At 69.1% G+C, this 21148-nt stretch carries 24 protein-coding genes; 12 read left to right on the forward strand and 12 right to left on the reverse strand.

Translation table 11 applies throughout. The features are described 5' to 3' along the window. Positions 1 to 285: 285 nt before the first annotated feature. Positions 286 to 723: a nuclear transport factor 2 family protein gene (locus tag ABZ664_RS36865; protein ID WP_362521283.1), complete on the reverse strand. Its 438-nt coding sequence runs from the start codon at positions 721 to 723 to the stop codon at positions 286 to 288. A 199-nt stretch (positions 724 to 922) separates the two neighbouring features. On the opposite strand from ABZ664_RS36865, the gene ABZ664_RS36870 reads away from it, so the two are divergent. Next, a complete protein-coding gene (locus ABZ664_RS36870; RefSeq protein ID WP_362521290.1) occupies positions 923 to 1534 on the forward strand; it encodes a TetR/AcrR family transcriptional regulator in 612 nt (203 codons plus the stop codon). A 127-nt stretch (positions 1535 to 1661) separates the two neighbouring features. Here the strand turns inward: ABZ664_RS36870 and ABZ664_RS36875 are convergent, their stop codons facing one another. Next, entirely contained in the window at positions 1662 to 2129 is a 468-nt protein-coding gene (locus tag ABZ664_RS36875; protein ID WP_362521293.1) for an Lrp/AsnC family transcriptional regulator, read from the reverse strand. Positions 2130 to 2260: 131 nt separating this feature from the next. On the opposite strand from ABZ664_RS36875, the gene ABZ664_RS36880 reads away from it, so the two are divergent. Next, positions 2261 to 3148, forward strand: a complete 888-nt coding sequence (locus ABZ664_RS36880; RefSeq protein ID WP_362521301.1) for a phenylalanine 4-monooxygenase — start codon at positions 2261 to 2263, stop codon at positions 3146 to 3148. 155 nt (positions 3149 to 3303) lie between these two features. Further along, positions 3304 to 4293 (forward strand): serine hydrolase, encoded by a 990-nt coding sequence (locus ABZ664_RS36885; RefSeq protein WP_362521306.1) that lies wholly within the window; start codon positions 3304 to 3306, stop codon positions 4291 to 4293. A gap of 34 nt (positions 4294 to 4327) precedes the next feature. Here ABZ664_RS36885 and ABZ664_RS36890 read toward each other — a convergent pair whose 3' ends face one another. From ABZ664_RS36890 to hisN, 6 genes are all read right to left on the reverse strand, one after another. Continuing rightward, complete coding sequence (locus ABZ664_RS36890; protein WP_362521309.1) at positions 4328 to 5047, reverse strand: response regulator transcription factor; 720 nt, start codon at positions 5045 to 5047, stop codon at positions 4328 to 4330. 20 nt (positions 5048 to 5067) lie between these two features. Then, complete coding sequence (gene pstB / locus ABZ664_RS36895) at positions 5068 to 5880, reverse strand: phosphate ABC transporter ATP-binding protein PstB (protein WP_362521487.1); 813 nt, start codon at positions 5878 to 5880, stop codon at positions 5068 to 5070. Between the two features lie 44 nt (positions 5881 to 5924). Further along, entirely contained in the window at positions 5925 to 6815 is an 891-nt protein-coding gene (pstA, locus tag ABZ664_RS36900) for a phosphate ABC transporter permease PstA (RefSeq protein WP_362521312.1), read from the reverse strand. Further along, entirely contained in the window at positions 6815 to 7756 is a 942-nt protein-coding gene (gene pstC, locus ABZ664_RS36905) for a phosphate ABC transporter permease subunit PstC (RefSeq protein ID WP_362521319.1), read from the reverse strand. The genes pstA and pstC overlap by 1 nt, the downstream gene beginning before the upstream one ends. Next, complete coding sequence (locus ABZ664_RS36910; RefSeq protein ID WP_362521323.1) at positions 7756 to 8766, reverse strand: PstS family phosphate ABC transporter substrate-binding protein; 1011 nt, start codon at positions 8764 to 8766, stop codon at positions 7756 to 7758. Before ABZ664_RS36910 ends, pstC begins: the two co-directional genes overlap by 1 nt. 478 nt (positions 8767 to 9244) lie before the next feature. Continuing rightward, positions 9245 to 10048, reverse strand: a complete 804-nt coding sequence (gene hisN / locus ABZ664_RS36915; RefSeq protein WP_362521330.1) for a histidinol-phosphatase — start codon at positions 10046 to 10048, stop codon at positions 9245 to 9247. 139 nt (positions 10049 to 10187) lie between these two features. Between hisN and ABZ664_RS36920 the strand changes: the two genes are divergently transcribed. After that, positions 10188 to 10631, forward strand: a complete 444-nt coding sequence (locus ABZ664_RS36920; RefSeq protein ID WP_362521333.1) for a DUF4442 domain-containing protein — start codon at positions 10188 to 10190, stop codon at positions 10629 to 10631. Positions 10632 to 10709: 78 nt separating this feature from the next. On the opposite strand, the gene rsgA is transcribed toward ABZ664_RS36920, so the two are convergent. Together rsgA and aroA are read right to left on the reverse strand one after the other, a co-directional pair. Next, positions 10710 to 11768 carry a ribosome small subunit-dependent GTPase A gene (gene rsgA / locus ABZ664_RS36925; protein ID WP_362521490.1) on the reverse strand — a complete coding sequence of 353 codons (1059 nt, stop codon included), beginning with the start codon at positions 11766 to 11768 and terminating at the stop codon, positions 10710 to 10712. Between the two features lie 67 nt (positions 11769 to 11835). Next, positions 11836 to 13113, reverse strand: a complete 1278-nt coding sequence (aroA, locus tag ABZ664_RS36930) for a 3-phosphoshikimate 1-carboxyvinyltransferase (RefSeq protein ID WP_362521340.1) — start codon at positions 13111 to 13113, stop codon at positions 11836 to 11838. A gap of 191 nt (positions 13114 to 13304) precedes the next feature. On the opposite strand from aroA, the gene ABZ664_RS36935 reads away from it, so the two are divergent. Then, entirely contained in the window at positions 13305 to 14042 is a 738-nt protein-coding gene (locus ABZ664_RS36935) for an SOS response-associated peptidase (RefSeq protein WP_362521343.1), read from the forward strand. An 11-nt stretch (positions 14043 to 14053) separates the two neighbouring features. On the opposite strand, the gene ABZ664_RS36940 is transcribed toward ABZ664_RS36935, so the two are convergent. Beyond that, entirely contained in the window at positions 14054 to 14791 is a 738-nt protein-coding gene (locus ABZ664_RS36940; RefSeq protein WP_362521350.1) for a methyltransferase domain-containing protein, read from the reverse strand. Between the two features lie 288 nt (positions 14792 to 15079). Here ABZ664_RS36940 and ABZ664_RS36945 point away from each other — a divergent pair, with 288 nt between their 5' ends. From ABZ664_RS36945 to ABZ664_RS36970, 6 genes are all read left to right on the forward strand, one after another. Next, positions 15080 to 15685 (forward strand): sigma-70 family RNA polymerase sigma factor, encoded by a 606-nt coding sequence (locus ABZ664_RS36945; protein ID WP_350949786.1) that lies wholly within the window; start codon positions 15080 to 15082, stop codon positions 15683 to 15685. Positions 15686 to 15749: 64 nt separating this feature from the next. Next, positions 15750 to 16016: a mycothiol system anti-sigma-R factor gene (rsrA, locus tag ABZ664_RS36950; RefSeq protein WP_350949785.1), complete on the forward strand. Its 267-nt coding sequence runs from the start codon at positions 15750 to 15752 to the stop codon at positions 16014 to 16016. Positions 16017 to 16067: 51 nt separating this feature from the next. Beyond that, the gene (locus ABZ664_RS36955; RefSeq protein WP_362521358.1) at positions 16068 to 17012 is read left to right on the forward strand and encodes an NAD-dependent epimerase/dehydratase family protein; all 945 of its coding nucleotides are present in this window, start codon (positions 16068 to 16070) and stop codon (positions 17010 to 17012) included. Positions 17013 to 17276: 264 nt separating this feature from the next. Next, positions 17277 to 18632: an HD-GYP domain-containing protein gene (locus tag ABZ664_RS36960; protein ID WP_362521364.1), complete on the forward strand. Its 1356-nt coding sequence runs from the start codon at positions 17277 to 17279 to the stop codon at positions 18630 to 18632. Next, on the forward strand, positions 18629 to 19930 hold the full coding sequence (locus tag ABZ664_RS36965) for an HD domain-containing phosphohydrolase (protein ID WP_362521367.1): 1302 nt from the start codon (positions 18629 to 18631) through the stop codon (positions 19928 to 19930). Before ABZ664_RS36960 ends, ABZ664_RS36965 begins: the two co-directional genes overlap by 4 nt. A 251-nt stretch (positions 19931 to 20181) precedes the next feature. Next, positions 20182 to 20394 carry a biotin/lipoyl-binding carrier protein gene (locus ABZ664_RS36970; RefSeq protein ID WP_362521370.1) on the forward strand — a complete coding sequence of 71 codons (213 nt, stop codon included), beginning with the start codon at positions 20182 to 20184 and terminating at the stop codon, positions 20392 to 20394. On the opposite strand, the gene ABZ664_RS36975 is transcribed toward ABZ664_RS36970, so the two are convergent. Continuing rightward, positions 20384 to 20782: a thioesterase gene (locus ABZ664_RS36975; RefSeq protein WP_362521373.1), complete on the reverse strand. Its 399-nt coding sequence runs from the start codon at positions 20780 to 20782 to the stop codon at positions 20384 to 20386. The two genes, ABZ664_RS36970 and ABZ664_RS36975, sit on opposite strands and share 11 nt — an antisense overlap. On the opposite strand from ABZ664_RS36975, the gene ABZ664_RS36980 reads away from it, so the two are divergent. Beyond that, positions 20781 to 20990: a hypothetical protein gene (locus tag ABZ664_RS36980; RefSeq protein ID WP_362521376.1), complete on the forward strand. Its 210-nt coding sequence runs from the start codon at positions 20781 to 20783 to the stop codon at positions 20988 to 20990. The two genes, ABZ664_RS36975 and ABZ664_RS36980, sit on opposite strands and share 2 nt — an antisense overlap. The last annotated feature ends 158 nt before the right edge of the window (positions 20991 to 21148 follow it).

Genomic DNA, 21148 nt, shown 5'->3' on the forward strand with positions numbered 1-21148 from the left:
GTGTGGGAGAGTAGGTCACCGCCGGACAATCTTTTACGAAAAGGGCTCCCACCATGTGGTGGGGGCCCTTTCGTGCTTTCACGGCCCCCCTTTTTTTCAGCGGCGCTCTGGCGGTGTTCCGGACTTCCAGGCGTTGAAGGCCAGGGCTCCCGAGCCTCCGCGTTCCGGGCCGGCAGGCGCGTAGGGGCAAGGGCTCCAGGGGAGCTCCCGGGCCTTTGTGAGGGGAAGGGGCTCGCCGTGAGACGGAAGCCCTTTTCGCTTCACGGGTGTTACCGGAGGTGACCGTCAGGTTCGCTGTGGCTGTCCAATGATCTCGATCATGGCCAGGGTGTTCTGGTATTCCCTCCAGTTGACGATTTTCCCGTTCCGCACCCTGAGAACCCCGATGAAGGGGGAAGACGCCTGCCGGCCGGTGGCGAGGACCCTGCCGGCGAGCTCGTACTCGACGACGATGACCTCGGGGTCGGTGGTCTCGTGAACGACCACGTCGCGGACCTCGTCCAAGGCGAACCGGTTGGCGAAGGCGGCCTGTTCAGGGCCGGAGAAGAGCAGGAACGCCTCCTTCCCCTCGTGTCGCCCGGCCATGCCAGGTGGCGCGAAGGGAATTTCGACGACGGCGTTCTCGGCCAGTTCGTTCCCGAAGCCGCCGAGGTTCTCCAGCCAGTGTCGCCGCACGCGCTCGAAGATCTCGCGGGGACCAGGAGCGAGGGTGGATTCGGTCATGGTGAATCCCTTCGTGACGGCCGTTGTGGCCACTAAGGTGAGTGGAAACTCATCTTTATAATCATGAGTGGTGACTCACTTTGTCAACGCCGTACCTCGCGCGCGAGGACGCCGCACTTCGTGGGCACGAGCAGAGCCGGCAGGGGGCGAACATCGAGACGGGCAGGCGGCAGGGGTGAGGACAAGGAAGACTGGCTGGATGACCACCACGAATCCTTCGGCGGGTGAGACGGGTGCGTCCGGTGGCGCCAGGCCGTTGCGTGCGGACGCCCAGCGCAACCGCGACCGCATCCTCGCCGCCGCCGAGGCCGTCTTCGCCGAGAAGGGCACCTCCGCGTCGACCGAGGAGGTCGCCGCCCGTGCGGGGGTGGCCATCGGCACGGTCTTCAAGCACTTCCCGACGAAGCAGGCTCTGCTTCAGGCCATCATGAAAGGCCTCTTGAGCAGGTTGGACGGGGAGATGGCCGTGCTCGCCGACGATGACGCTCCTGGGGAAGCGCTGTTCACCTTCGTCGCCCGTATGGTCGAGCAGGCGGCGCGGAAGAGGACGGTCGTCGGTCTCCTGGCCGAGACAGGTGTCGACCTCCAGGTCGCGAGTTCGGTGCGGGTGTTGCGCGACGGGATCGAGACGCTTCTGGTCCGCTCCCAGGAGGCCGGTACGGTTCGTGAGGACGTCCGTCTCGACGAGGTGATCGCCCTGCTGACCGGCATATGTCAGGGGGCACTCCACGCGGGCTGGGACGACGACCTGAGGCGTCGCACGCTGGCCATCGTCTTCGCCGGTCTACGGACGCCTGAGGCCCGCCGATGACCCATCTCCCGGCCCACCGAGGGGAAGTAGGGCCGCAGAGGGGATCACGGGCGCGAGCTCACGGCATCTACGACGTCGCGGACGTCCTCGGCTGAAGCAAAGTCGCAGGAGGGGAGAGCGAGCGGCCTCAGGCGCCGGAGGCGGCGCGGAGCAGGGGCTCGATCCGGTAGGGGACCTGGATGGAGAGGGCGATCGTGGTGTCCGTCCGCTGGACCGCGGGCGAGGCCAGGATGCGGGCGATGATCTCCTGGAGGTCGGGGGTGCTGCGGGCGACCACCCGGCAGAGCAGGTCGGCCTGGCCGCTCGTGCCGTACACCTCCAGGATCTCGGGAAGTGATTCCAGGGCCTGGACGGCCTCGTCCAGGCGCCCCTGGGCGATCTGCAGTGAGACGAACGCGAGGATCGGGTATCCGGCGCCCTCGGGGGTGACGGTGGGGCCGAAGTCGGCGATGACACCGCGGGCGATCAGCTTCTCGACGCGGGCCTGCACGGTGCCCCGGGCCACGCCGAGCAGGCGGGCCAGCTCGGTCAGGCCGATGCGCGGGTTGGCGCGCATGGTGACCAGGAGGCGGCCGTCCAGCTCGTCGATCGACATCTCCTCGGGTCCTTGTGAGATTGGGCGATTCGACCAGCATAGACGAGGTGCCACGGTACGTTTCTGTGCGGATCGCCCAGTACAACTGGCTGCTCTTGCCAACGTTTCCGGATATTGCTGTCATTTCATTTATGTTCGAGGAAGCGCAGTACTTCGCACCGGTGGCGACCCGTGACGACGGCTCGATCGAGGTCGAGCTCGGCACCGGTCATCCCGGTTTCGCCGATCCGGTCTACCGCGCGCGCCGCAACGCGATCGCCGCGCTCGCCATGGAGTACGTGCCGGGTACGCCCATCCCGACAGCCGAGTACACCGACCAGGAGCACGAGGTGTGGGCCCTGGTCAGCCGGGAGCTGGGCCTGAAACACCACAAGTACGCGACCGTCGAGTATTTGCGCGCGGCCGATCGGCTCGGGCTGCCCGCCGAGCGCATCCCGCAGCTCCAGGAGGTGAGCGAGCTGCTGGAACCGCTGACCGGGTTCCGCTACGTCCCGGCCGCCGGGTTGGTGCCGCTCAGGGATTTCTACGGTGTCCTGGCGGACGGGCTCTTCCACTCCACGCAGTACATCCGGCACCACTCCACGCCGCTGTACACGCCGGAGCCCGACGTGATCCACGAGGTGATCGGGCACGCCAACGCGCTGGCCTCCGACCGCTACTCGCGGCTCTACCGCCTGGCGGGAGCGGCGGCCCGGCGGGTCGAGAGCAAGGGGGCGCTGGAGTTCATCTCGAAGATCTTCTGGTTCACGATGGAGTTCGGCGTGATGACGGACCAGGGCGAGCTGCGGGCGTACGGCGCGGGCATCCTGTCCTCGTACGGGGAGATCGAGGAGTTCCGGGGGATGGACATCCGCCCGCTGGACATCGCCGCCATGGGCACTACGCACTACGACATCACGAAATATCAGGACGTACTCTTCCGGGCGGAGTCGCTGGAGCATCTTGAGGACGTCGTCGGGGACTTCTGGGCGACCTGCGATGACGAGGTCATCACCCGGCTAATCGCGGACGTTCGCTAAGAGCGGGCATCGGTCCGGCGGGATGTTCTATAGCGCACGCCCTGTTTCAGACTAGATTTCGCTTGATCGTCTTATTGCTATGTGTAGTGGGATATATCCCGATCGTCATGTAATGGGGGAGACGGTTGGGGTGGAGGATGGGAGTAAGGAAACGGGTGGCCGCAGCCGCTGTCCTGCTGGTCACCACGCAGGCCGCCGCCTGCAGCACGTGCCAGGGCCTGACACCGGTGAGCATGCCGCTGCCCTCCCCCGCGCGGCAGGCCGCCCCTGTCGCGCCGTCGCCGAGCCCTCCTGCCGTGCCGTTCCTGGCCGTGGTCCCGGCGCCCGTCTTCCCCGGCGCCGGGGCAGCTCACGACTCAGGACGGTTACGCGCCGCCCGCTCACCGAGGATCCTCCCCAAGGAGCTCGGCCGGAGCCTCGACGTGTATCTCGCCGGGTACGGCGGCAGAACCGCCGCCTCGGTGAGCGACCTGGGCACCGGCCGGCGCTACCACTACCATCAGGCCCTGCAGCTGCCGTCGGCCAACACCTCCAAGGTGAGCATCCTGACCGCACTACTGCTCGGGACGCGCTGGCATCGGCTCGGTGAGCGGGCCAGGTCCGACGCGAGAAACATGATCCGCTTCAGCGACAACGAGGCGGCCGACCGGCTGTACGAACGGATCGGGCTGGAGTCCGGCCTTGCCGGTGCGAACCGCAGGCTCGGTCTCAAACGTACCTACACCCCCAGCGGGGGGTGCGCGGCCCAGTACTGCTGGGGCGTCGCGCAGACCACCGCGGAGGACCAGATCCGGCTGGTCAGGGCTCTGGCCACCGGTAAGAGTCCGCTGGCTCCCGCGGAACGCCGCAGGGCGCTCGGACTGATGAAAAGGGTGACGCCCGAGCAGAGGTGGGGGATCAGCGCGGGGGCGTGCGAGGGCGACCAGGTGTCACTGAAGAACGGCTGGCTGCGGCACGCGGCGAACGGGCGCTGGGCGGTCGCGAGCGCCGGGCTGATCCGCGGGCACGGGCACGACTACGCGGTGGCCGTCCTCACCGATGACAGCCCGAGCATGGAGACGGGCATCGCAAGGGTCGAGGGCGTGGCCGAGCGCCTCATGGCCGCCTTCAGGGGCGGGCTCGGTTGCGAGGCGGCCGCGAACTGAGCCGAGCGCCTTCGCGACCCGCGGGAGGCAGGCGTTACGTCGTCCTGTCGACCAGCCGGTATCCCACTCCTCGCACGGTCTGGATCAGCCGGTCGTCGGTGTCGCCCAGGCGGGCGCGGAGGCGCTTGACGTGCACCGCGATGGTGTTGGTCGAGGTCGTGTCGGTGGAGTGCCAGACGTGCCGCATGATCTGCTCCCGCGTCACCGTGCGGTGCGCGTTGCGCATCAGGTAGTGCAGCAACTCGAACTCGCGCAGCGGCAGGTGGACGATCCTGCCGTCGACCTTGACCTGGTAGGCGTTGACGTCGAGTTCCACCCTGCCGACCGCGAGTGCCCTGCGGGTCCCGGACTCGCCGTTGAAGGCGGAGTGGATCAGGGGAAGCAGTTCGGGCACCCGGTAGGGCCGGGCCACGCACGCGGTGGCTCCGGCCGCCAGCGCCTGGACGGCCTGCTGGGCGTGACCGTCGCCCACGCCCAGCAGGACGGGGATCGCCCGCGTCAGCCGTACCGCGCGGACGAACTCCACCGCCCCTATGACCGGCAGCGAGGCGCTGACGAGAACGACGTCGGGGCGCAGCGCTCCGGCCTGCAACAGGGCCTGGGCGCCGTCGGTGACGCCCATGACCTGCAAGCCTTCGCGTTCCAGGGCCGTGGCCAGGTCGTGGACCATGGCCGCCTCGGGATCGGCCACCAGCAGCATGGGCGCCGTCCGTGTGTCCCCGTCCACCTCTGGTGCCGTCTGCGGCTGGATCACCAGGATCCTCCAATGTGGGGTTAGCCGAAGCGGCCGGTGATGTAATCCTCGGTCCGCTTGTCGCTGGGATTGGTGAAGATGCGGCTCGTCTCGTCGAACTCCACCAGACGGCCGTGTCGCACTCCGTCCTCGTCCACCTCGGCGGTGAAGAAGGCCGTGCGGTCCGAGACGCGGGCGGCCTGCTGCATGTTGTGGGTGACGATGACGATCGTGTAGTCGCGCGTCAGCTCCTGCATCAGGTCTTCGATCTTGGTGGTCGCGATCGGGTCCAGGGCCGAGCAGGGCTCGTCCATCAGGATGACGTCGGGCTTCACCGCGATCGCCCGCGCGATGCACAGGCGCTGCTGCTGTCCGCCGGACAGGGAGAGCGCGTTCTGCTTGATCTTGTCCTTGACCTCGTCCCAGAGCGCGGCCTTGGTGAGCGCCTCCTCGACGATCTCGTCCATGTTGCCCCTGGTCCCGTTGACCCGCGGACCGTAGGCGATGTTGTCGTAGATCGACTTGGGGAAGGGGTTCGGCTTCTGGAAGACCATGCCGATCCGGCGGCGGACCTCGATCGGGTCCACGTGGTCGCCGTACAGGTTCTCGTCGTGGTACCGGATCTCGCCGACCGCGCGGGCGCCGGGGATCAGGTCGTTCATCCGGTTGAAGCAGCGGAGCACGGTGCTCTTGCCGCAGCCGGAGGGGCCGATCATGGCCGTGATCTCGCGGTTGCCGATGGTCAGGTTGACCCCGCGCACCGCCTCGTAGTCGCCGTAGAAGACGCTGAGGTCGGAGACGGTGAAGACCGGGTCGAGGGCTTCGATGGTGCGGGGGACTTCGGGTCCGCGCACGTTCACGTTCGGCACGGAAATTCCAATCTCGGACATCTCTTACCTCACCAGCGCTTCTGATAGCGGTTACGGAGCCAGATGGCGACGGAGTTCATCAGGAGCAGGATCGCCAGCAGGATCACGATCGCCGCCGCGGCGAGAATGGCGAACTCCTCCTGGGGGCGGCTGATGAAGCTGTAGATCTGCAGCGGCAGGACGGTGAAGCTGCTCCAGACGCCCTCGGGGTTGAACCGGACGAGCGTCGCGGCACCGAGCATCAGGAACGGGGCGGCCTCGCCGATCGCGCGGGAGAGTGCCAGGATCGAGCCCGTCGCGATGCCCGGGATGGATGCCGGGAGCACCTGCCGATAGATGGTCTGCCACTGGGTGGCGCCCAGTGCGAGCGAGCCCTCGCGGATCGACGGCGGCACCGCGCGGATCGCCTCGCGGGCGGAGATGATCACGATGGGCAGTACGAGCAGCGAGATCGTGACCGCGCCGGTCATGACGGTGAAGCCGAACTGCATCCAGCGGGCGATGATGCCCAGTCCGAGGATGCCGTAGACGATCGAGGGAACGGCCGCCAGGTTGGAGATGTTCAGCTCGATCAGCTTGTTGTACCACTTGGTCCTGTCGGCGTACTCCTCAAGGTAGATCGCCGCGAGGATGCCGGTGGGCAGGGCCATGAGCGCGGTGAGCCCGATGATCCACAGGGTGCCGAAGATGCCCGACTGGATACCGGAGGTCTCCGGGCGGCGGATCGAGGGCTGGTTCTCCCACAGCATCGAGTTGAGCCGCGGCCAGCCCTCCTCGACGACGTATACCAGCAGCATGACCAGGAACAGGAGGGCGATCGCGAGGCTGGCCAGCAGCGCGATGCGGAAGAGGTGTTCCTTGAGGGGGCGCCCCTTGCTCGCCAGCTGTACGGCCGAGCGCGGGGTGGAGAGGATGGCCATCAGTCGTAGACCTCGCGATACTTCTGGACCATGCGGGCGCTGAGGTAGTTCATCGCGAAGGTGATCACGAAGAGCAGGGAACCCACCGCGAAGATGGTCTTGTAGGCGATCGAGCCGACCGAGGCGTCACCGGAGCCGGCCTGGGCGATGAAGGCCGCCATCGTGGACATCTCATCGCCCGGGTAGAGCGTGAAGACGGATTTGAAACCGCCGGCGATCGCGACGATCATCGTCTCGCCCGCGGCCCGGGAGATCGCCAGGATGACGGCGGCGACGATGCCGGAGAACGCGGCGGGGACGACGACGCGCACCGAGGTGAGCATCTTGGAGGCACCGAGGGCGTAGGAGCCCTCGCGCAGACCGTTCGGCACCGCGGCCATCGCGTCCTCGGACAGCGACGCGACGATCGGAATGATCATCACGCCGACCAGGAGGCCTGCGGCGAGCGCGTTCTTGCCGTCCAGTTCCAGAAAGGGGAAGAGGTCCCTCAGCAGCGGGGTGACGAAGGTGAGGGCGAAGAAGCCGAAGACCACCGTCGGGACGCCCGCGAGGACCTCGAGCACCGGCTTGAAGATCTTGCGGGTCCTGTGGGAGGCGTACTCCGACAGGTAGATCGCGGAGGCCAGTCCGAGCGGGACGGCGACCACGACGGCGATCAGGGTGATCTCCACGGTGGCGACGATGAGCGGCCACACGCCGAACGCCGGCGGGTTGAACAGCGGACCCCAGTCGGTGGAGCCGAAGAACTCCCCGAAGCTCACCGAAGCGAAGAACTCGATGGTCGGTTCGAGGAGCGCGATGACGATGCCGATCGTGGTCGCCACCGACACCATCGCCGCGGCCAGGAGAATGACCTTGATGACGGACTCGCCGTAACGCGGGCGCGACCGCGCCAGGGACGCCGGGGTCCCTGGAACGGTCGTGCGGTGCTGAGCCGACATCAGCCGGCGCTCTTCAGCGTGGTGATGTCAGCCTTGAGCTTGGCCTCCTGCTCGGCGTTGAGCGGGATGAACTTCGCGTCCGTGGCGATCGCGTGGATGTTGGCCGCGTAGAAGTCGAGGAAGGCCGCGACCTCGGGCCGCTTCACCGCGGTGGCGGAGGGGTAGACGAACAGCGGGCGGGCGAGCGGGGTGTACTTGCCGCCCTGGGCCGACTCGACGCTCGGGGCCACGCAGCCCTCGCCGGAGTCGATCTCCACGGCCTTCAGCTTGTCGGCGTTCTCCTCGAAGTAGGTGAAGCCGAAGTAGCCCAGGCCACCCTTGGCGCCGGCGACACCGGTGACGATGTCGTTGTCGTTCTCGCTCGGGCTGTAGTCCTTGCGGCTCGCGCCCTCCTCACCGTTGATCTCGTCGGTGAAGTAGTCGAAGGTGCCGGAGTCGGTGCCGGGGCCGTAGAGCTTGAGCGGCTCGGCCGGGAACTTGGCGTCGACGTCCTTCCAGGTCTGGACCTTGCCCTCGGCGGCCGGCTCCCAGATCTTCTTGAGCTGGTCGGTGGTGAGGCAGGTGGCCCAGTCGTTCTCCTTGGGAACCACCACGGTCAGCGCGTCGACGGCCACCGTGAGCTCGGTGAAGTTGATGCCCTTCGCCTCGCAGGCGGCCTTCTCCTCGTCCTTGATCGCACGAGAGGCGTTCGAGATGTCCGTCTCGCCGGCGCAGAACTTCTCGAAGCCGCCGCCGGTGCCCGAGGTGCCGACCGGCACCTTCACCTGCGGCTGCTCCTCGCCGAAGAGCTCGGAGGCCGCCTGGGTGAGGGGGGCCACGGTGCTGGAGCCATCGATCTTGACCTCGCCGCTCAGGGCCGCGCCGGCCCCGGCGTCGGCAGAGGAGGCGCTGGTGGCGGCGGTGGTGCTGCCGTCACTGTTGGGCTTGGCGTCGCCACCACACGCGGCCGCGAGCGATACGACGAGCGCGGCCGTCGCCACCGCGCTGAGGCGGCGCTGTCCACTGGTCACGGTATGTTCCTTCTCCGTAGTGAGATCCGTTCTCGATGACTTCGATAAAAGTGGGGCAAAGTGAACGGAGATGAAACGAGCCATGACCGGGGCCGGAAGAGGTAGGCCCACGGATGTGAATACCGATGCGTCGACGGGAGTTCGATCTCGGTTTCCGCTCCCGTACGCCCGGTGAGCGGGGCGTCGGGGACTCCCAGGTCCGGGCGTGCCCCGGCGAGGAGGCCGCGTCGCGGGAACGTTCCCGGCTCAGGCCGGGATCTTCCGGACTTGCCGCTTTGTTCATCTTCCCGACATCCGGCGGAAGGTAACGCGGCCGGATCCGCGACGCGGCGCTTGAACGGAACCGCGGGTGCACGCTCCCGATCGGAGAGGCGGCGGTCCTGCGAGCGGGTGGGCGCCCCCCGCGCCCCTCGCCAGAGGACGGTCGGCGGGGAGGGGGACGAACCGCTGGGCGGGGAGGGTGAGAGGGGGCGAACCGCTAGGCGGGGAGGGTGAGCGGCCCGTCGCCGAGGCGCTTGAGGACCTCGCCGTGCAGGGAGCCGTTGCTGCACAACAGGCTGCCGCCGTCGACGTCGGGAACGCCGGACAGGTCGGTCCAGATGCCGCCCGCCTCCTCGACGATCACGGTCAGCGCCGCGATGTCCCAGCGGGAGAGTTCCGGCTCCGCCGACACGTCGACCGCGCCCTCGGCGACCAGCATGTGTGACCAGAAGTCGCCGTAGGCGCGGCTACGCCAGACGGAACGGTTCAGGTCGAGGAACGCGTCGAGCTTCCCGGCCTCCTCCCAGCCGCCGATGCTGGAGTAGGAGAACGAGGCGTCCTCCAACTGGGTGACGGAGGAGACCTGGCACTTGGTGGCCTTGGTGAGGCTCTTGCCGGTCCAGGCGCCGCTGTCGCGGGCCGCCCACCAGCGGCGGCCGAGCGCGGGGGCGGAGACGAGGCCCACGACGACGCGGCCCCGGTCCATCAGGGCGATGAGCGTGGCCCAGACGGGCACTCCGCGCACGTAGTTCTTGGTGCCGTCGATCGGATCGATGATCCAGGAGCGCTCTCCGTGGCCGCTCGCGCCGAACTCCTCGCCGATGACGGCGTCGCGCGGCCGGGCCCGGCCGAGGGCGGCGCGGATCGCCTCCTCCGCTGCCTGGTCGGCGTCACTCACCGGGGTGAGGTCGGGTTTGGTCTCCACGCGCAGATCCATGGACTTGAACCGGCGCATGGTCAGATCGTCGGCCGCGTCGGCCATGACGTGCGCGAGGCGAAGATCGTCGTTGTAACCCGTCACGGGCGTCAACGCTATCGTGTCGACGGCCGAATGGCGGAGATCGGGGAGCAAGCGGAACAATCGTGTCGCGTCCTACCAGGCCGGGATACCACGTGAAACATCCGTTGGCATCGGTGTTACTCGCGAGTAGCATTCCGGTATGACCTTTGACGTGGGTGACTTCATGCTGCAGAGCGTCCCGTTCGCCAGGACGCTGGGCATCTCGTTCGACAAGGTGGAACCGGGCTTCGCCGTCGCCCGCATGGCGGACCGGGCGGAGCTGCACAACCACGTGGGAGGTCCGCACGCCGGAGCCCTGTTCAGCGTCGCGGAGACGGCCTCCGGCGCCGCGATGCTCTCCACCTTCGGCGACCAGTTGTCACGGGCCACCCCGCTGGCCAAGAGCGCGGCGATCCGCTACCTCAAGCTCGCGAAGGGCGAGGTCGTCGCGGAGGCCCGCCTCCGGGCGTCCCGCGAGGAGGTCGTGGCCACACTGGACGCGGGGGAGCGCCCCGAGTTCGACGTCGCCGTCGAGATCAGGACCGCCGACGGCACCCTCGTGTCCGAGATGACCGTCGCCTGGGCCTTCCGGTTGAACCACTGACGCGTCGCACCCCTTGACGTCGCGGCGCACGCTCGTCGCCGGTCCGCCTCGCCTCCCGGGGCGGTCACCGGCGCGTCCTCAGGACTGGTCGTCGTCGGAGGAGCCCTCGCGGCTGGCGAGCAGGCGGCGCAGGGAGGCGAGCCGGACCGGGTCGGCGTGCCCGGCCGCCACCCAGGCGTCCAGAGCGCACTCGTCGGAGAGGTGGTTGCAGCCCTTCGGGCACTGGACGGTGCCCTCGACCAGGTCAGGGAAGCCCGCCAGGACCGTCTCCACCGAGACATGGGCGAGCCCGAAGCTGCGCACCCCGGGGGTGTCGATGATCCAGCCGCCCTCCGGCAGCTCCAGGGCGACGGCCGAGGTGGAGGTGTGACGGCCCCGGCCGGTCACCGCGTTCACGTGTGAGACGGCCCGGTTGGCGTCCGGGACCAGGGCGTTGACCAGCGTCGACTTGCCCACCCCCGAATGGCCGACGAGCACGCTGATCCGGCCCTTCAGACGCTCTCGCACCTCTTCCAGGCCACCGCCCTTCTGGACCACCACGTACGGGACCCCGAGGGGGTCGTACAGCGAGACGAGCTCGTCGGGTGCGGCGAGGTCGGACTTGGTGAGGCAGAGCAGCGGATCGATGTCGGCGTCGAAGGCCGCGACCAGCATCCGGTCGATCATGCGGGGCCTGGGCGGCGGATCGGCCAGGGCCGTCACGATGACGAGCTGGTCGGCGTTGGCGACCACCGGACGCTCGATGCCGTCGGTGTCGTCGGTGTCGTCCGCCGAGCGGCGCAGCATGGAGGCGCGGGGCTCCACCCGCACGACGCGGGCGAGCGTGTCGGCCATGCCGGAGACGTCGCCCACCAGGGCCACCCGGTCGCCGACCACGATGCCCTTGCGGCCGAGCTCGCGCGCCTTCATGGCGACCACGACCCTGCCGCTCATCGCGGCGCCCTCGGCCTGGTCCTTCTTACGGCGGCGGCCCTTCTCACCCGCCGACTCGACCAGGCACGTGTAGCGCCCGCGGTCGACGGCGACCACGAACGCCGCGACCGCGTCCTCGTGGGCAGGGCGAATCCGGGTCCGGGGCCGGGATCCCTTTCCCGGCCTGACCCTGACGTCGTCCTCGTCGTACTCGCGCTTTCTCAGTTTCTCCGCCTTCTCCGGCCCGGCGCGTCCCCGAGGAGGACCGCGGGGCCTACCGGCCGCTCGCCCCTCACCGCGCGCCGCGCAGCATATCCGCCCACATGGCGGCGAACTCGGGAAGGGTTTTACCCGTGGTGGCGATGTCCTCCACCTCGACGCCCGGCACGGCCAGCCCGATCACCGCTCCGGCGGTCGCCATCCGGTGGTCGGCGTAGGAGTGGAACACCCCGCCGGTGAGCGGGCGGGGCCTGATCTCCAGACCGTCCTCGGTCTCGTTCGCGTCACCGCCGAGGCCGTTGATCTCGGCGACGAGGGCGGCGAGCCGGTCGGTCTCGTGCCCACGGATGTGGGCGACGCCGCCGATCCTGCTGGGTGAGCTCGCCAGGGTGGCGAGCGCGGCGATCGTCGGGGTGAGCTCGGACACGTCGCGCAGGTCGGCCTCGATGCCGACGATCCGCCCGGTGCCGGTGACCGACAGTCCCTCGGGCGTGTGCTCCACCGAGGCGCCCATGTCCGCCAGCAGCGTACGAAGCTGGTCGCCAGGCTGGGTCGTCCGTGCGGGCCATGCGGGGATGGTGACCGTGCCGCCGGTCACCATGGCGGCGCACAGGAAGGGCGCCGCGTTGGACAGGTCGGGCTCCACGGTGAAGTCCCGCGCCCCGATGGGGCCGGACTCGACCCGCCAGACGTCGGGCTCGGAGTCGTCCACCACGACGCCGAACTCCCTGAGCATCTGGACGGTCATCTGGATGTGCGGCTGAGAGGGGATCGGCGGGCCCTCGTGGCGCACCGTCACGCCCTTCTCGAAGCGCGCCCCCGCGAGCAGCAGGCCGGAGAGGAACTGCGACGAGCCCGAGGCATCGAGCCTCACCTCGCCGCCCGCCAGCGGTCCTCGTACGGTGAACGGCAGCGCGTCGCCCGTCACCTCGGCGCCGAGGGCGCGCAGCGCGCGTAGGATCGGGCCCATCGGGCGCTTGCGGGCGTGCGGGTCGCCGTCGAAGAAGACCTCGCCCTCGGCGAGCGCCGCCATCGGCGGCACGAAGCGCATGACCGTGCCGGCCAGCCCCACGTCGATACGGGCACCACCGGTGACGGGGCCGGGCGTGATCGCCCAGTCGACGCTGGAGGCGCTCTCGTTGGAGGGGACCATCGTCGCGCCCAGCGTCCGCAGCGCGTTCGCCATCAGGTCGGCGTCGCGGCTGCGCAGCGCCAGGCGTACCGTTCCCGGTCCGTCGGCCAGCGCGGCGAGCAGGAGCGCACGGTTGGTCACGGACTTCGAGCCGGGCAGGGGGACGGTCGCGCGGACGGGTTCGGTCGCGGTCGGCGCGGGCCACAGCGGAGCGGACATGGGCAAAAGCCTACCGGTGCCCGCCTCGCGCCGCCCGTGCGTGCCGTGGGGACGGATGGGACGATGGGGACGACAGGGACGACGGGGACGGAGGGACGGCCGGGCTCGGGTGAGGGCGGGCCGGAGGGCGACAAGATCGGAAAACGGGGTCGGGAACGTCCCGGCGTGTCGCGGCGTGGCAAAGTGGAGGTATGTGCGGGAGATACGCGTCTGCGCGGGGCAAGCAGGAGTTGCTGGAGGAGTTCCAGGTCGAGCTCGACGGAGCGGCCGACGAGGAACTCGGGCCCGACTACAACGTCGCGCCCACGAAACCGGTGTACGCGGTGATGAGCCGGGTGCCGAAGTCGGCGCCGGGTGACCGGCCGATCCGGCAGCTCCGCGTGGTCCGCTGGGGACTCGTCCCCGCCTGGGCGAAGGACCCGTCCATCGGATCCAAGATGATCAACGCGCGGGTGGAGACGGTGGCCGAGAAGCCCGCCTACCGCAAGGCGTTCGCCGAGCGCAGGTGCCTCATCCCCGCGGACGGTTACTACGAGTGGGCCGTGCTGGACGAGAAGGACGCCAAGGGGAAGCCGAAGAAGCAGCCCTACTTCGTCCGCCCCGCCGACGGCGGCGTGATGGCGATGGCGGGACTGTACGAGTTCTGGCGGGACCGGGGCCGCGCCGACGACGACCCGCTCTCGTGGCTGGTGACCTGCACCATCATCACGACCGACGCCGTGGACGAGGCGGGCAGGGTCCACGACCGCATGCCGATGCTGATCGAGCGCGACCGCTGGGGCGAGTGGCTCGACCCGGGGGTGCCCGACGCGAAGGGGTTCCTGATCTCGGCGGGCTCCACGGGCCTGGAGATCCACCCGGTCTCCACCGCCGTGAACTCGGTGCGGAACAACAGCCCCGAGCTCGTCGAGCCCCTGAAGGAGGGCTAGACGGATCCCCGCTAGGGGCGCCGGGCGCTGGCCACCAGGTGGATGCCCACCGTGTCGTCGTCGTCCGGATGGGTGTCCAGCTCGGTGTTGACCAGCCAGGTGAGCGCGCTGGAGTCGGAGGCGAGCACGTGGTCGACCGTCGAGGGGGACAGCACCGTGCGGGGCCGTACCCACTCGACCTCCAGCCCGGCGTCGGTGAGCAGCTCGCGGAGCTGTGCGCTGCTGAAGCAGCGGGTGATGCTGCCGTCGGGCCAGGGCACGAGCATGACCTCGCCGGTCTGGCGCAGATGGGCCCAGTAGTTCTGCTCGGCGAGGATCGCCATCCCCAGCACCAGGGAGTCGACGCAGACCAGGGCACGGCCGCCGGGACGCAGGACCCGGGCGATGTCGTCGACCGCGGACTCGGCCATGAGCTCCACCGACATCGCGCGCTCCTCGGCGAGCACGGCGTCCACGCTGCTGTCGGGCAGGAAGCGCAGGTCGTCGGCACGCACCTGGCTCACCCTGGAGATGTCGTGCGGCGGCTGGCCGTCCGCGGGCCTGCGGAAGTCGACCACCTCGACCACCCGATGCCCCGACTTCGCCGCCTGGACACCCCAGCGGCCGTCCCCACAGGACATGTCGAGGACGGTGGACGGTTTTTCCGGCAGCCATCGGCTCAGTTGCTCGGTCACGACCGCGTGGTAAAAGGTCCAGTACGGCCCGAGCGCACCTGAGCCGTTCAGCTCTTCGGCCGGGATGGGCAGCACAAGCAGCTCCTGGCGTCGGGAGGATCCGGTGGTCTTTCAACTACCTGCCGGTACGTATCTTCTTTTTCCCCGTACCGGGTCGTTCGTCACCTTCTATCTTGCGGGAACAGATGGCGGTGCGGGTGTGTTGCAAGCGGACAACGCACGATCCTTTCGGAGGTTGGCAAGCAGATGCTCGCCTTGATCGAACCCGTCACCCGCCCCGGTGATCGGTCTATCCCCGTCGAGCGGGTATTCTCCGCTCAGTACGGTGTCCCGCGTCAGCAGGACTCCGGCGATCTTAAGGGGGTGGGTCAGGTCCCTGCGACAGACGAGGAGACTCTGGAGCAGCGGAGCACACGGTTCGAGCGGGATGTCATGCCCTATCTCGACCAGCTTTACTCCGCCGCGCTTCGGATGACCCGGAACCCCGCGGACGCCGAGGACCTTCTTCAGGAGACCTTCGCGAAGGCCTTCGCGTCCTTCCACCAGTTCCAGCAAGGCACGAACCTCAAGGCGTGGCTTTACCGGATCCTGACGAACACTTTCATCAACAATTACCGCAAGAAGCAGCGGGAGCCCAAGCAGTCGGGCGCCGAGGAGATCGAGGACTGGCAGCTCGCCAGGGCCGAGTCGCACACCTCGGCGGGGCTGAAGTCGGCGGAGATCGAGGCGCTTGAGCACCTCCCCGACACCGACGTGAAGCAGGCGCTGGCCGCGCTTCCCGAGGAGTTCCGCATCGCGGTCTACCTCGCCGACGTCGAGGGCTTCCCGTACAAGGAGATCGCCGACATCATGGGGACCCCCATCGGGACCGTGATGTCGCGGCTGCACCGTGGCCGCCGCCAGTTGCGGACCCAACTTGAGGACTACGCCCGCGAGCGTGGCCTGGTTCCCGCGGAAGGTGCGAAGTGAGTGCGCGAGACAGGAACGACGAACCCGTCGGCACGGGCCTCTCGGCCAAGGGCGGGGTGATCGCGTGAGCTGCGGCGACCACCACGACACCGACTGCCGCGAGGTCCTGGACAAGGTCTACACCTACCTCGACGGTGAGCTCGACGAGAGCAACTGCGCCGAGATCCGCGTGCATCTGGACGAGTGCCACCCCTGCCTGGAGGAGTACGGCCTGGAGCAGGTCGTCAAGCAGCTCGTCGCCAAACACTGCGGTTGCGACCAGGTCTCGGCCGACCTGAGGGCGAAGGTGCTCAGCCGTATCGACCAGGTGCGCTCCGAACTGGCTCGCTGACCTCCTAGGATCTGTCGTACGGCCTTGGCCATACGACAATGGGGGTTCACCATGCGCATACTCGTGACCGGCGGGGCGGGTTTCATCGGATCCACCCTCGTCGACCGGCTGCTGGCCGACGGGCACGAAGTGGCGGTCGTGGACGACCTGTCGGGCGGCGACCGCGGCAACCTGGTCGGCGCCGCGAGGAATCCCCTGTTCGCCCTGCACATGATGGACATCCGCGACCCGGCCCTGATCGGCCTCGCCGCCGAGTGGAGGCCCGAGGTCGTCTGCCACCTCGCCGCGCAGATCAGCGTGCGCAAGAGCGTCGCCGACCCGGTCCATGACGCCCGGCTCAACGTCGAGGGCACCGCGTCGGTCCTGACGGCCGCCCACCGCGGAGGCGCCCGCAAGGTCGTCTTCGCCTCCTCGGTCGCGGTCTACGGCAGGCCGGCGGTCATCCCGGTCCCCGGCGGCGCGGCGACCGACCCGCGTTCCCCGTACGCGGCCTCCAAGCTGAGCGCGGAGACCTACCTGGCCACGTTCAAGGCGCTCCACGGCATCGACTACACCACCCTGGTGCTCTCCAACGTCTACGGCCCGCGCCAGTCGCCCGACGGCGAGGCGGGGGTGGTCGCCATCTTCACCGACGCGCTGCTCAACGGCACCCCCACGGTGGTGTACGGCGACGGCACTCAGACCCGCGACTACATCTTCATCGACGACGTGGTGGACGGCTTCGCCCGCGCCTGCGGCACCGAGGGCGGCGGCGGCCGGTTCAACCTGGGCACCGGAGTCCAGACCACGGACCGGAGGCTGCACTCCCTGATCGCGGAGGCGGCGGGTGTCGCCGACGAGCCGGGCGAGGCCCCGGCGCGCCTGGGCGACCTCCCCGCGATGGCCGTCGACCCGGCCCCCGCGTTCGAGGGGCTCGGCTGGCGTCCCCAGACGGAGCTGGCCGTGGGTCTGAAGAGCACCGTCGACTGGGCGAGGAGCAGGCTCGCGAGCCCGTGACGCGAAGGGTCCCGCGTGCCCGCCCGTGTGGGCGGCGCGATCACCGGCGCGGCTCCGGAACCCGATACTCCGGATATTCATGGCCTACAGTGATTGCTTGATTACGCTTTGCTTGCGATTGGCCGTCTCGCCCTCCTGATCAGGTTCGCTTCGATAGCCTGGGTGCGAAATCAACGTGGAGGCAGCGCATGTTGAAGGAAACGGTCACCTCAGTCTTTCCTGGGATTTCCTGGACCTGAGCACGCGCCCTTTAGGAACCCTAAGGTGGCCGCTTTGCGTGGACTGCCGTGGTTTGCCAAGGTCTATCTGATCCTTGTCATCGGAGCCGCGTTCGCGCTGCTCGGATACAACGTGGTCTCGGACGGCGGGCTGGATCTGCTCGACTGGTCCAACCTCATGGTCCTGGCCCTGCTGTTCCTGGTGTGCGAGTCGGTGCCCACCCTGCTGCACGTCCGGCAGGCCGCGGTGTCGGTCAGCTTCTCCGCCGTGCTCGCCGCGGTGGTGCTGCTCGGCCCGGAGGGAGCGGCGCTGGTCGGCATGACGGCGATGTTCAGCGTGCGGCCCGGCCTGCCACTGGTGAAGCGGCTGTTCAACAGTGCCCAGTTCGCCATCTGCGGTTACGTCGCCGGCCGGGTCTACGTGTGGCTCGGCGGCAGGTCGGGGGTGCCGACCGTCGCCGAGTTCGACGACATCATCGTGCCGTTCGCGGGCGCGGCGGCCGTCTTCGTGCCCCTCAACTTCGTGCTGATCGCGCTCGTGCTGAAGCTCACCGGTCAGGCCGACCAGGTGCCGCGGCGGGACGTGGCACAGTTCATGGTCTCCTACTTCGGCTACGCCACCTTCGGCCTGCTGATCGCCGGATTGTGGGCCACGGTCAACTCGATATCCGCGGTGCTCGTGCTGCTCCCGCTCTTCGTGGCCCGCTGGGCCTTCGGCCAGTATCTCGCGCAGCAGCGCTCCTACGACGCGACGATCGCCGCGCTCTGCCAGGCCGTGGAGACCAAGGACTACTACACGCGTGGCCACTGCACCCGCGTCTCCAAGGCCGCAGGCATGATCGCCGAGGAGATCGGCATGGGATCGGAGCGGTTGCGCGCGATCCGTTACGCGGGGATGCTCCACGACGTGGGCAAGCTGGGCGTGCCGACCAAGGTGCTGCAGAAGGACGGCCCGCTCAGCGAGGAGGAGTTCGCGGCCATCCAGCTCCATCCGATGCGCGGGCTGGAGATCGTGCGCGGCATCGACTTCCTGGACGAGGCGTTCGCCGGGATCATGCACCACCACGAGCGGCAGGACGGCAAGGGCTACCCGATGGGGCTGGCGGGCGACGAGATCCCGGAGTTCGCCAGGATCATCGCGGTGGCCGACGCCTTCGACTCGATGACCTCCGACCGCTCCTATCGCAACGCCCGCTCGCGCGAGGTGGCGATGACCGAGCTGCGCAAGGGCGCCGGCACCCAGTTCGACCCGGTGATGGTGGTGGCGTTCGTCAAGGCCGTCGACCGTCACGGCTGGGAGCCGCCGCGCACGGTCGTCACGCCCCCGGCCGACGTGACGGAGACGACCGCGAAGGACCACGACGACCCGACCATGCCCATCCAGGTGGTGTCCGAGCGATGAACGGTGGTGTCCGAGCGATGAACGGCTCCGGCGCCGGCCGCGTTCTCCGGACGCTCGACTCGGGCCAGCTCCTGCTGATCTGCGCGGCGGGACTCGTGGCGGTGGCCGGGGTGGCGCACACGGCCGCGACCGGCCTGCTCGACCCTCAGCTCGCCGTCGCCTTCGGCGCGCTGATCGCGATCGGCGAGCTGGTCAGGCTCACCATGCCCGGCAACAGGGAGGTGGCCCCGATCGGCGCGGCGGCCGCGCTCGGTTACACGCTCCTGCTGGACATGGGGGGTGTCCCCACCCGGCATTCGGCGTTGCAGGTCGTCGCGGTGCTGTCGGTCGGCATGGTGGCGGGGGCGCTGCCGCACCTCGCGGTGGGTCGCCCGCCCCAGCTGGACGGGATGGCGCGCAGGCTCTTCACCGGTGCTCTGCTGGCGCTGGCCTACCGGCCGCTGGCGGGGCCGCTGTCCGACCTCGCGGGGGGAGGGGAGAGCGGTTGGTGGCCCGCGCTCGGCGTGATGGCCCTGCTCATCCTGCTCATGGTGATGGTCGACGTGCTGCTCGCCGCCATGCTGCGGGCCGAGCAGGTGCGTGCCGCCTTCAAGGTGGCGGTCCGCGACGAGCTGCGGATGGCCGCGCCGCTGGGAGCGGCCGTCGCCGCCTCCGGCATCCTGCTCGCGCTCGCCTCGCACAGCATGGGCATGACCGCGCTGCTGGTCTTCGCGGCGCCGCTGCTCGTCACCCAGGTCGCCTTCCGCAAGTACGCCGGGATCAGGGCCACCTACCTGCAGACCGTACGGGCGCTGTCACGGGTCACCGAGGTCGGCGGGTACGTCGAGCCGGGGCACTCCCGCCGGGTGAGCCGTCTGGCGGTGGCGGTGGGGCGGGAGCTCGGCATGGCGGAGCCCGAGCTGCTGGAGCTCGAGTACGCCGCGCTCATGCACGACATCGGCCAGCTGTCGCTGCGCGATCCCATTCCCGGCGGTGCGACGGTCCTCACCGACCCCGAGCAGGCGCGGCGCATCGCCGAGCTGGGAGCGGAGGTGATCAGGCAGACCGGGGTGCTCGACCGGGTGGCCGAGATCGTCCGCCGCCAGTGCGACACCTGCGCGGAGGCGTCTCCGATGGCGAGCCGCATCATCAAGACGGCCAACGCCTACGACGACCTCGTCGGCGGTTCCAGCGACCGCGACCGGGCGGGCGCCGCCCTCGAACGGCTCCGTCTGGGGGTGGGGCAGGAGTATGACCCGACGGTCGTCGAGGCGATGGCCCGTGTGATCGACAGGCTGGCTCCGATCCACCGGCTCTAGACCTCGCTGGACGCAGGCCCGTCGTTCGCCACGGAAGACCGACGAGGCACTCGCGCGGGGCCACGTCGACGCGGGCGCCCGCGAGGCCGTGGCGCGTTTCCGCGTGCGGGACACGAGGAGTGACCCGCCGGGCCGCTGGAGCGGCAGGAGTTCGTCGACGGAAACTACGACTCGGGACTGGTGCCCTCCTAGGCGGGCGTGATCAGCTTTTTCTGACACAGTTGAGAGACGTTGAACGATGGGAGTTTCCGGTGGCCGAGATCCGCGCTGAGATGGTGGCGAATGTCTGGAAGGTCCTCGTGTCCGAGGGTGACCCCGTCGAGGACGGTGACACCCTGGTCATCCTTGAGTCGATGAAGATGGAGATCCCGGTCCTGACGGAGGACGGTGGCGTGATCTCCCAGCTGAAGGTCGCCGAGGGCGACGTCATCCAGGAGGGCGACCTGATCGCCGTTATCGAGTAGTCCCGCCGTCGCGGGCGAGCCGGGCGAGGAAGCGCTCACGGTCGACGACCACGCGCTCGATCGTTCCCGAGGCGACGACGGACGTCCGGTCGCGGGCGGTGAAGCCGAAGACCAGGCGGCGCCCGTCGACCTCGGTGAGCTCGACGGTGATCTCGACATGCGTGCCGACCGGGCTGGCCTCCAGGTGCTCCAGAAAGACGCGGGTGCCGACGGAGGTCTGGCCCGGGGCCAGGTCACCCGCGACCGCCTGGACGGTGGCCCGCTCGGCGAGGGCGAGCAGGCGGGGGGTGGCGAGTACTGGGACGTCACCGCTGCCGACCTTTGTCGCGGTGTCCTCGGTTTCCACCATGATGAGCAGCCGTGCCTGCAGACCGGGAGCGAGCGTCATGCGCGTCAGCATAGGGTCTGGTCTCGTGACCTCGTACTGCGATCACTGCGGGCGCCCGGAGGGCGAGGCCGACCACGCCGCGTGTCTGTCGGCCCGCGCGATGGAGCCACCCCGCTACTGTTCTCGCTGCCGCCGCCGGATGGTGGTGCAGGTGACCCCCGGCGGCTGGTCCGCGCGCTGCGCCGAACACGGCACCACGAGCGGTTGACGCCGCTCGGCTTCACCCCGACTCACATGTTCTTTGCCGAGCCTTGTAGGATTTTGCGGAGTTCGTCCCGGATGTCTTGGGGTGACGCCGTGGCGCCCGCGTTGATTGTTTCCTCTGTGATTTTCGGGTGGCTTTGGGCGCAAGAGCCTGCAAGGTGG

The organism is Streptosporangium sp. NPDC006930, assembly GCF_040635605.1.
Classification (GTDB): domain Bacteria; phylum Actinomycetota; class Actinomycetes; order Streptosporangiales; family Streptosporangiaceae; genus Streptosporangium.

What these genes read in the sequence shown, in the direction of transcription:
- ABZ664_RS36865 (WP_362521283.1), bottom strand. Translation starts at nt 723, where the DNA reads ATGACCGAATCCACCCTCGCTCCTGGTCCCCGCGAGATCTTCGAGCGC.
- ABZ664_RS36870 (WP_362521290.1), top strand. Translation starts at nt 923, where the DNA reads ATGACCACCACGAATCCTTCGGCGGGTGAGACGGGTGCGTCCGGTGGC.
- ABZ664_RS36875 (WP_362521293.1), bottom strand. Translation starts at nt 2,129, where the DNA reads ATGTCGATCGACGAGCTGGACGGCCGCCTCCTGGTCACCATGCGCGCC.
- ABZ664_RS36880 (WP_362521301.1), top strand. Translation starts at nt 2,261, where the DNA reads ATGTTCGAGGAAGCGCAGTACTTCGCACCGGTGGCGACCCGTGACGAC.
- pstA (WP_362521312.1), bottom strand. Translation starts at nt 6,815, where the DNA reads ATGGCCATCCTCTCCACCCCGCGCTCGGCCGTACAGCTGGCGAGCAAG.
- pstC (WP_362521319.1), bottom strand. Translation starts at nt 7,756, where the DNA reads ATGTCGGCTCAGCACCGCACGACCGTTCCAGGGACCCCGGCGTCCCTG.
- ABZ664_RS36920 (WP_362521333.1), top strand. Translation starts at nt 10,188, where the DNA reads ATGACCTTTGACGTGGGTGACTTCATGCTGCAGAGCGTCCCGTTCGCC.
- aroA (WP_362521340.1), bottom strand. Translation starts at nt 13,113, where the DNA reads ATGTCCGCTCCGCTGTGGCCCGCGCCGACCGCGACCGAACCCGTCCGC.
- ABZ664_RS36935 (WP_362521343.1), top strand. Translation starts at nt 13,305, where the DNA reads ATGTGCGGGAGATACGCGTCTGCGCGGGGCAAGCAGGAGTTGCTGGAG.
- ABZ664_RS36955 (WP_362521358.1), top strand. Translation starts at nt 16,068, where the DNA reads ATGCGCATACTCGTGACCGGCGGGGCGGGTTTCATCGGATCCACCCTC.
- ABZ664_RS36965 (WP_362521367.1), top strand. Translation starts at nt 18,629, where the DNA reads ATGAACGGTGGTGTCCGAGCGATGAACGGCTCCGGCGCCGGCCGCGTT.
- ABZ664_RS36980 (WP_362521376.1), top strand. Translation starts at nt 20,781, where the DNA reads ATGCGCGTCAGCATAGGGTCTGGTCTCGTGACCTCGTACTGCGATCAC.
- ABZ664_RS36975 (WP_362521373.1), bottom strand. Translation starts at nt 20,782, where the DNA reads ATGACGCTCGCTCCCGGTCTGCAGGCACGGCTGCTCATCATGGTGGAA.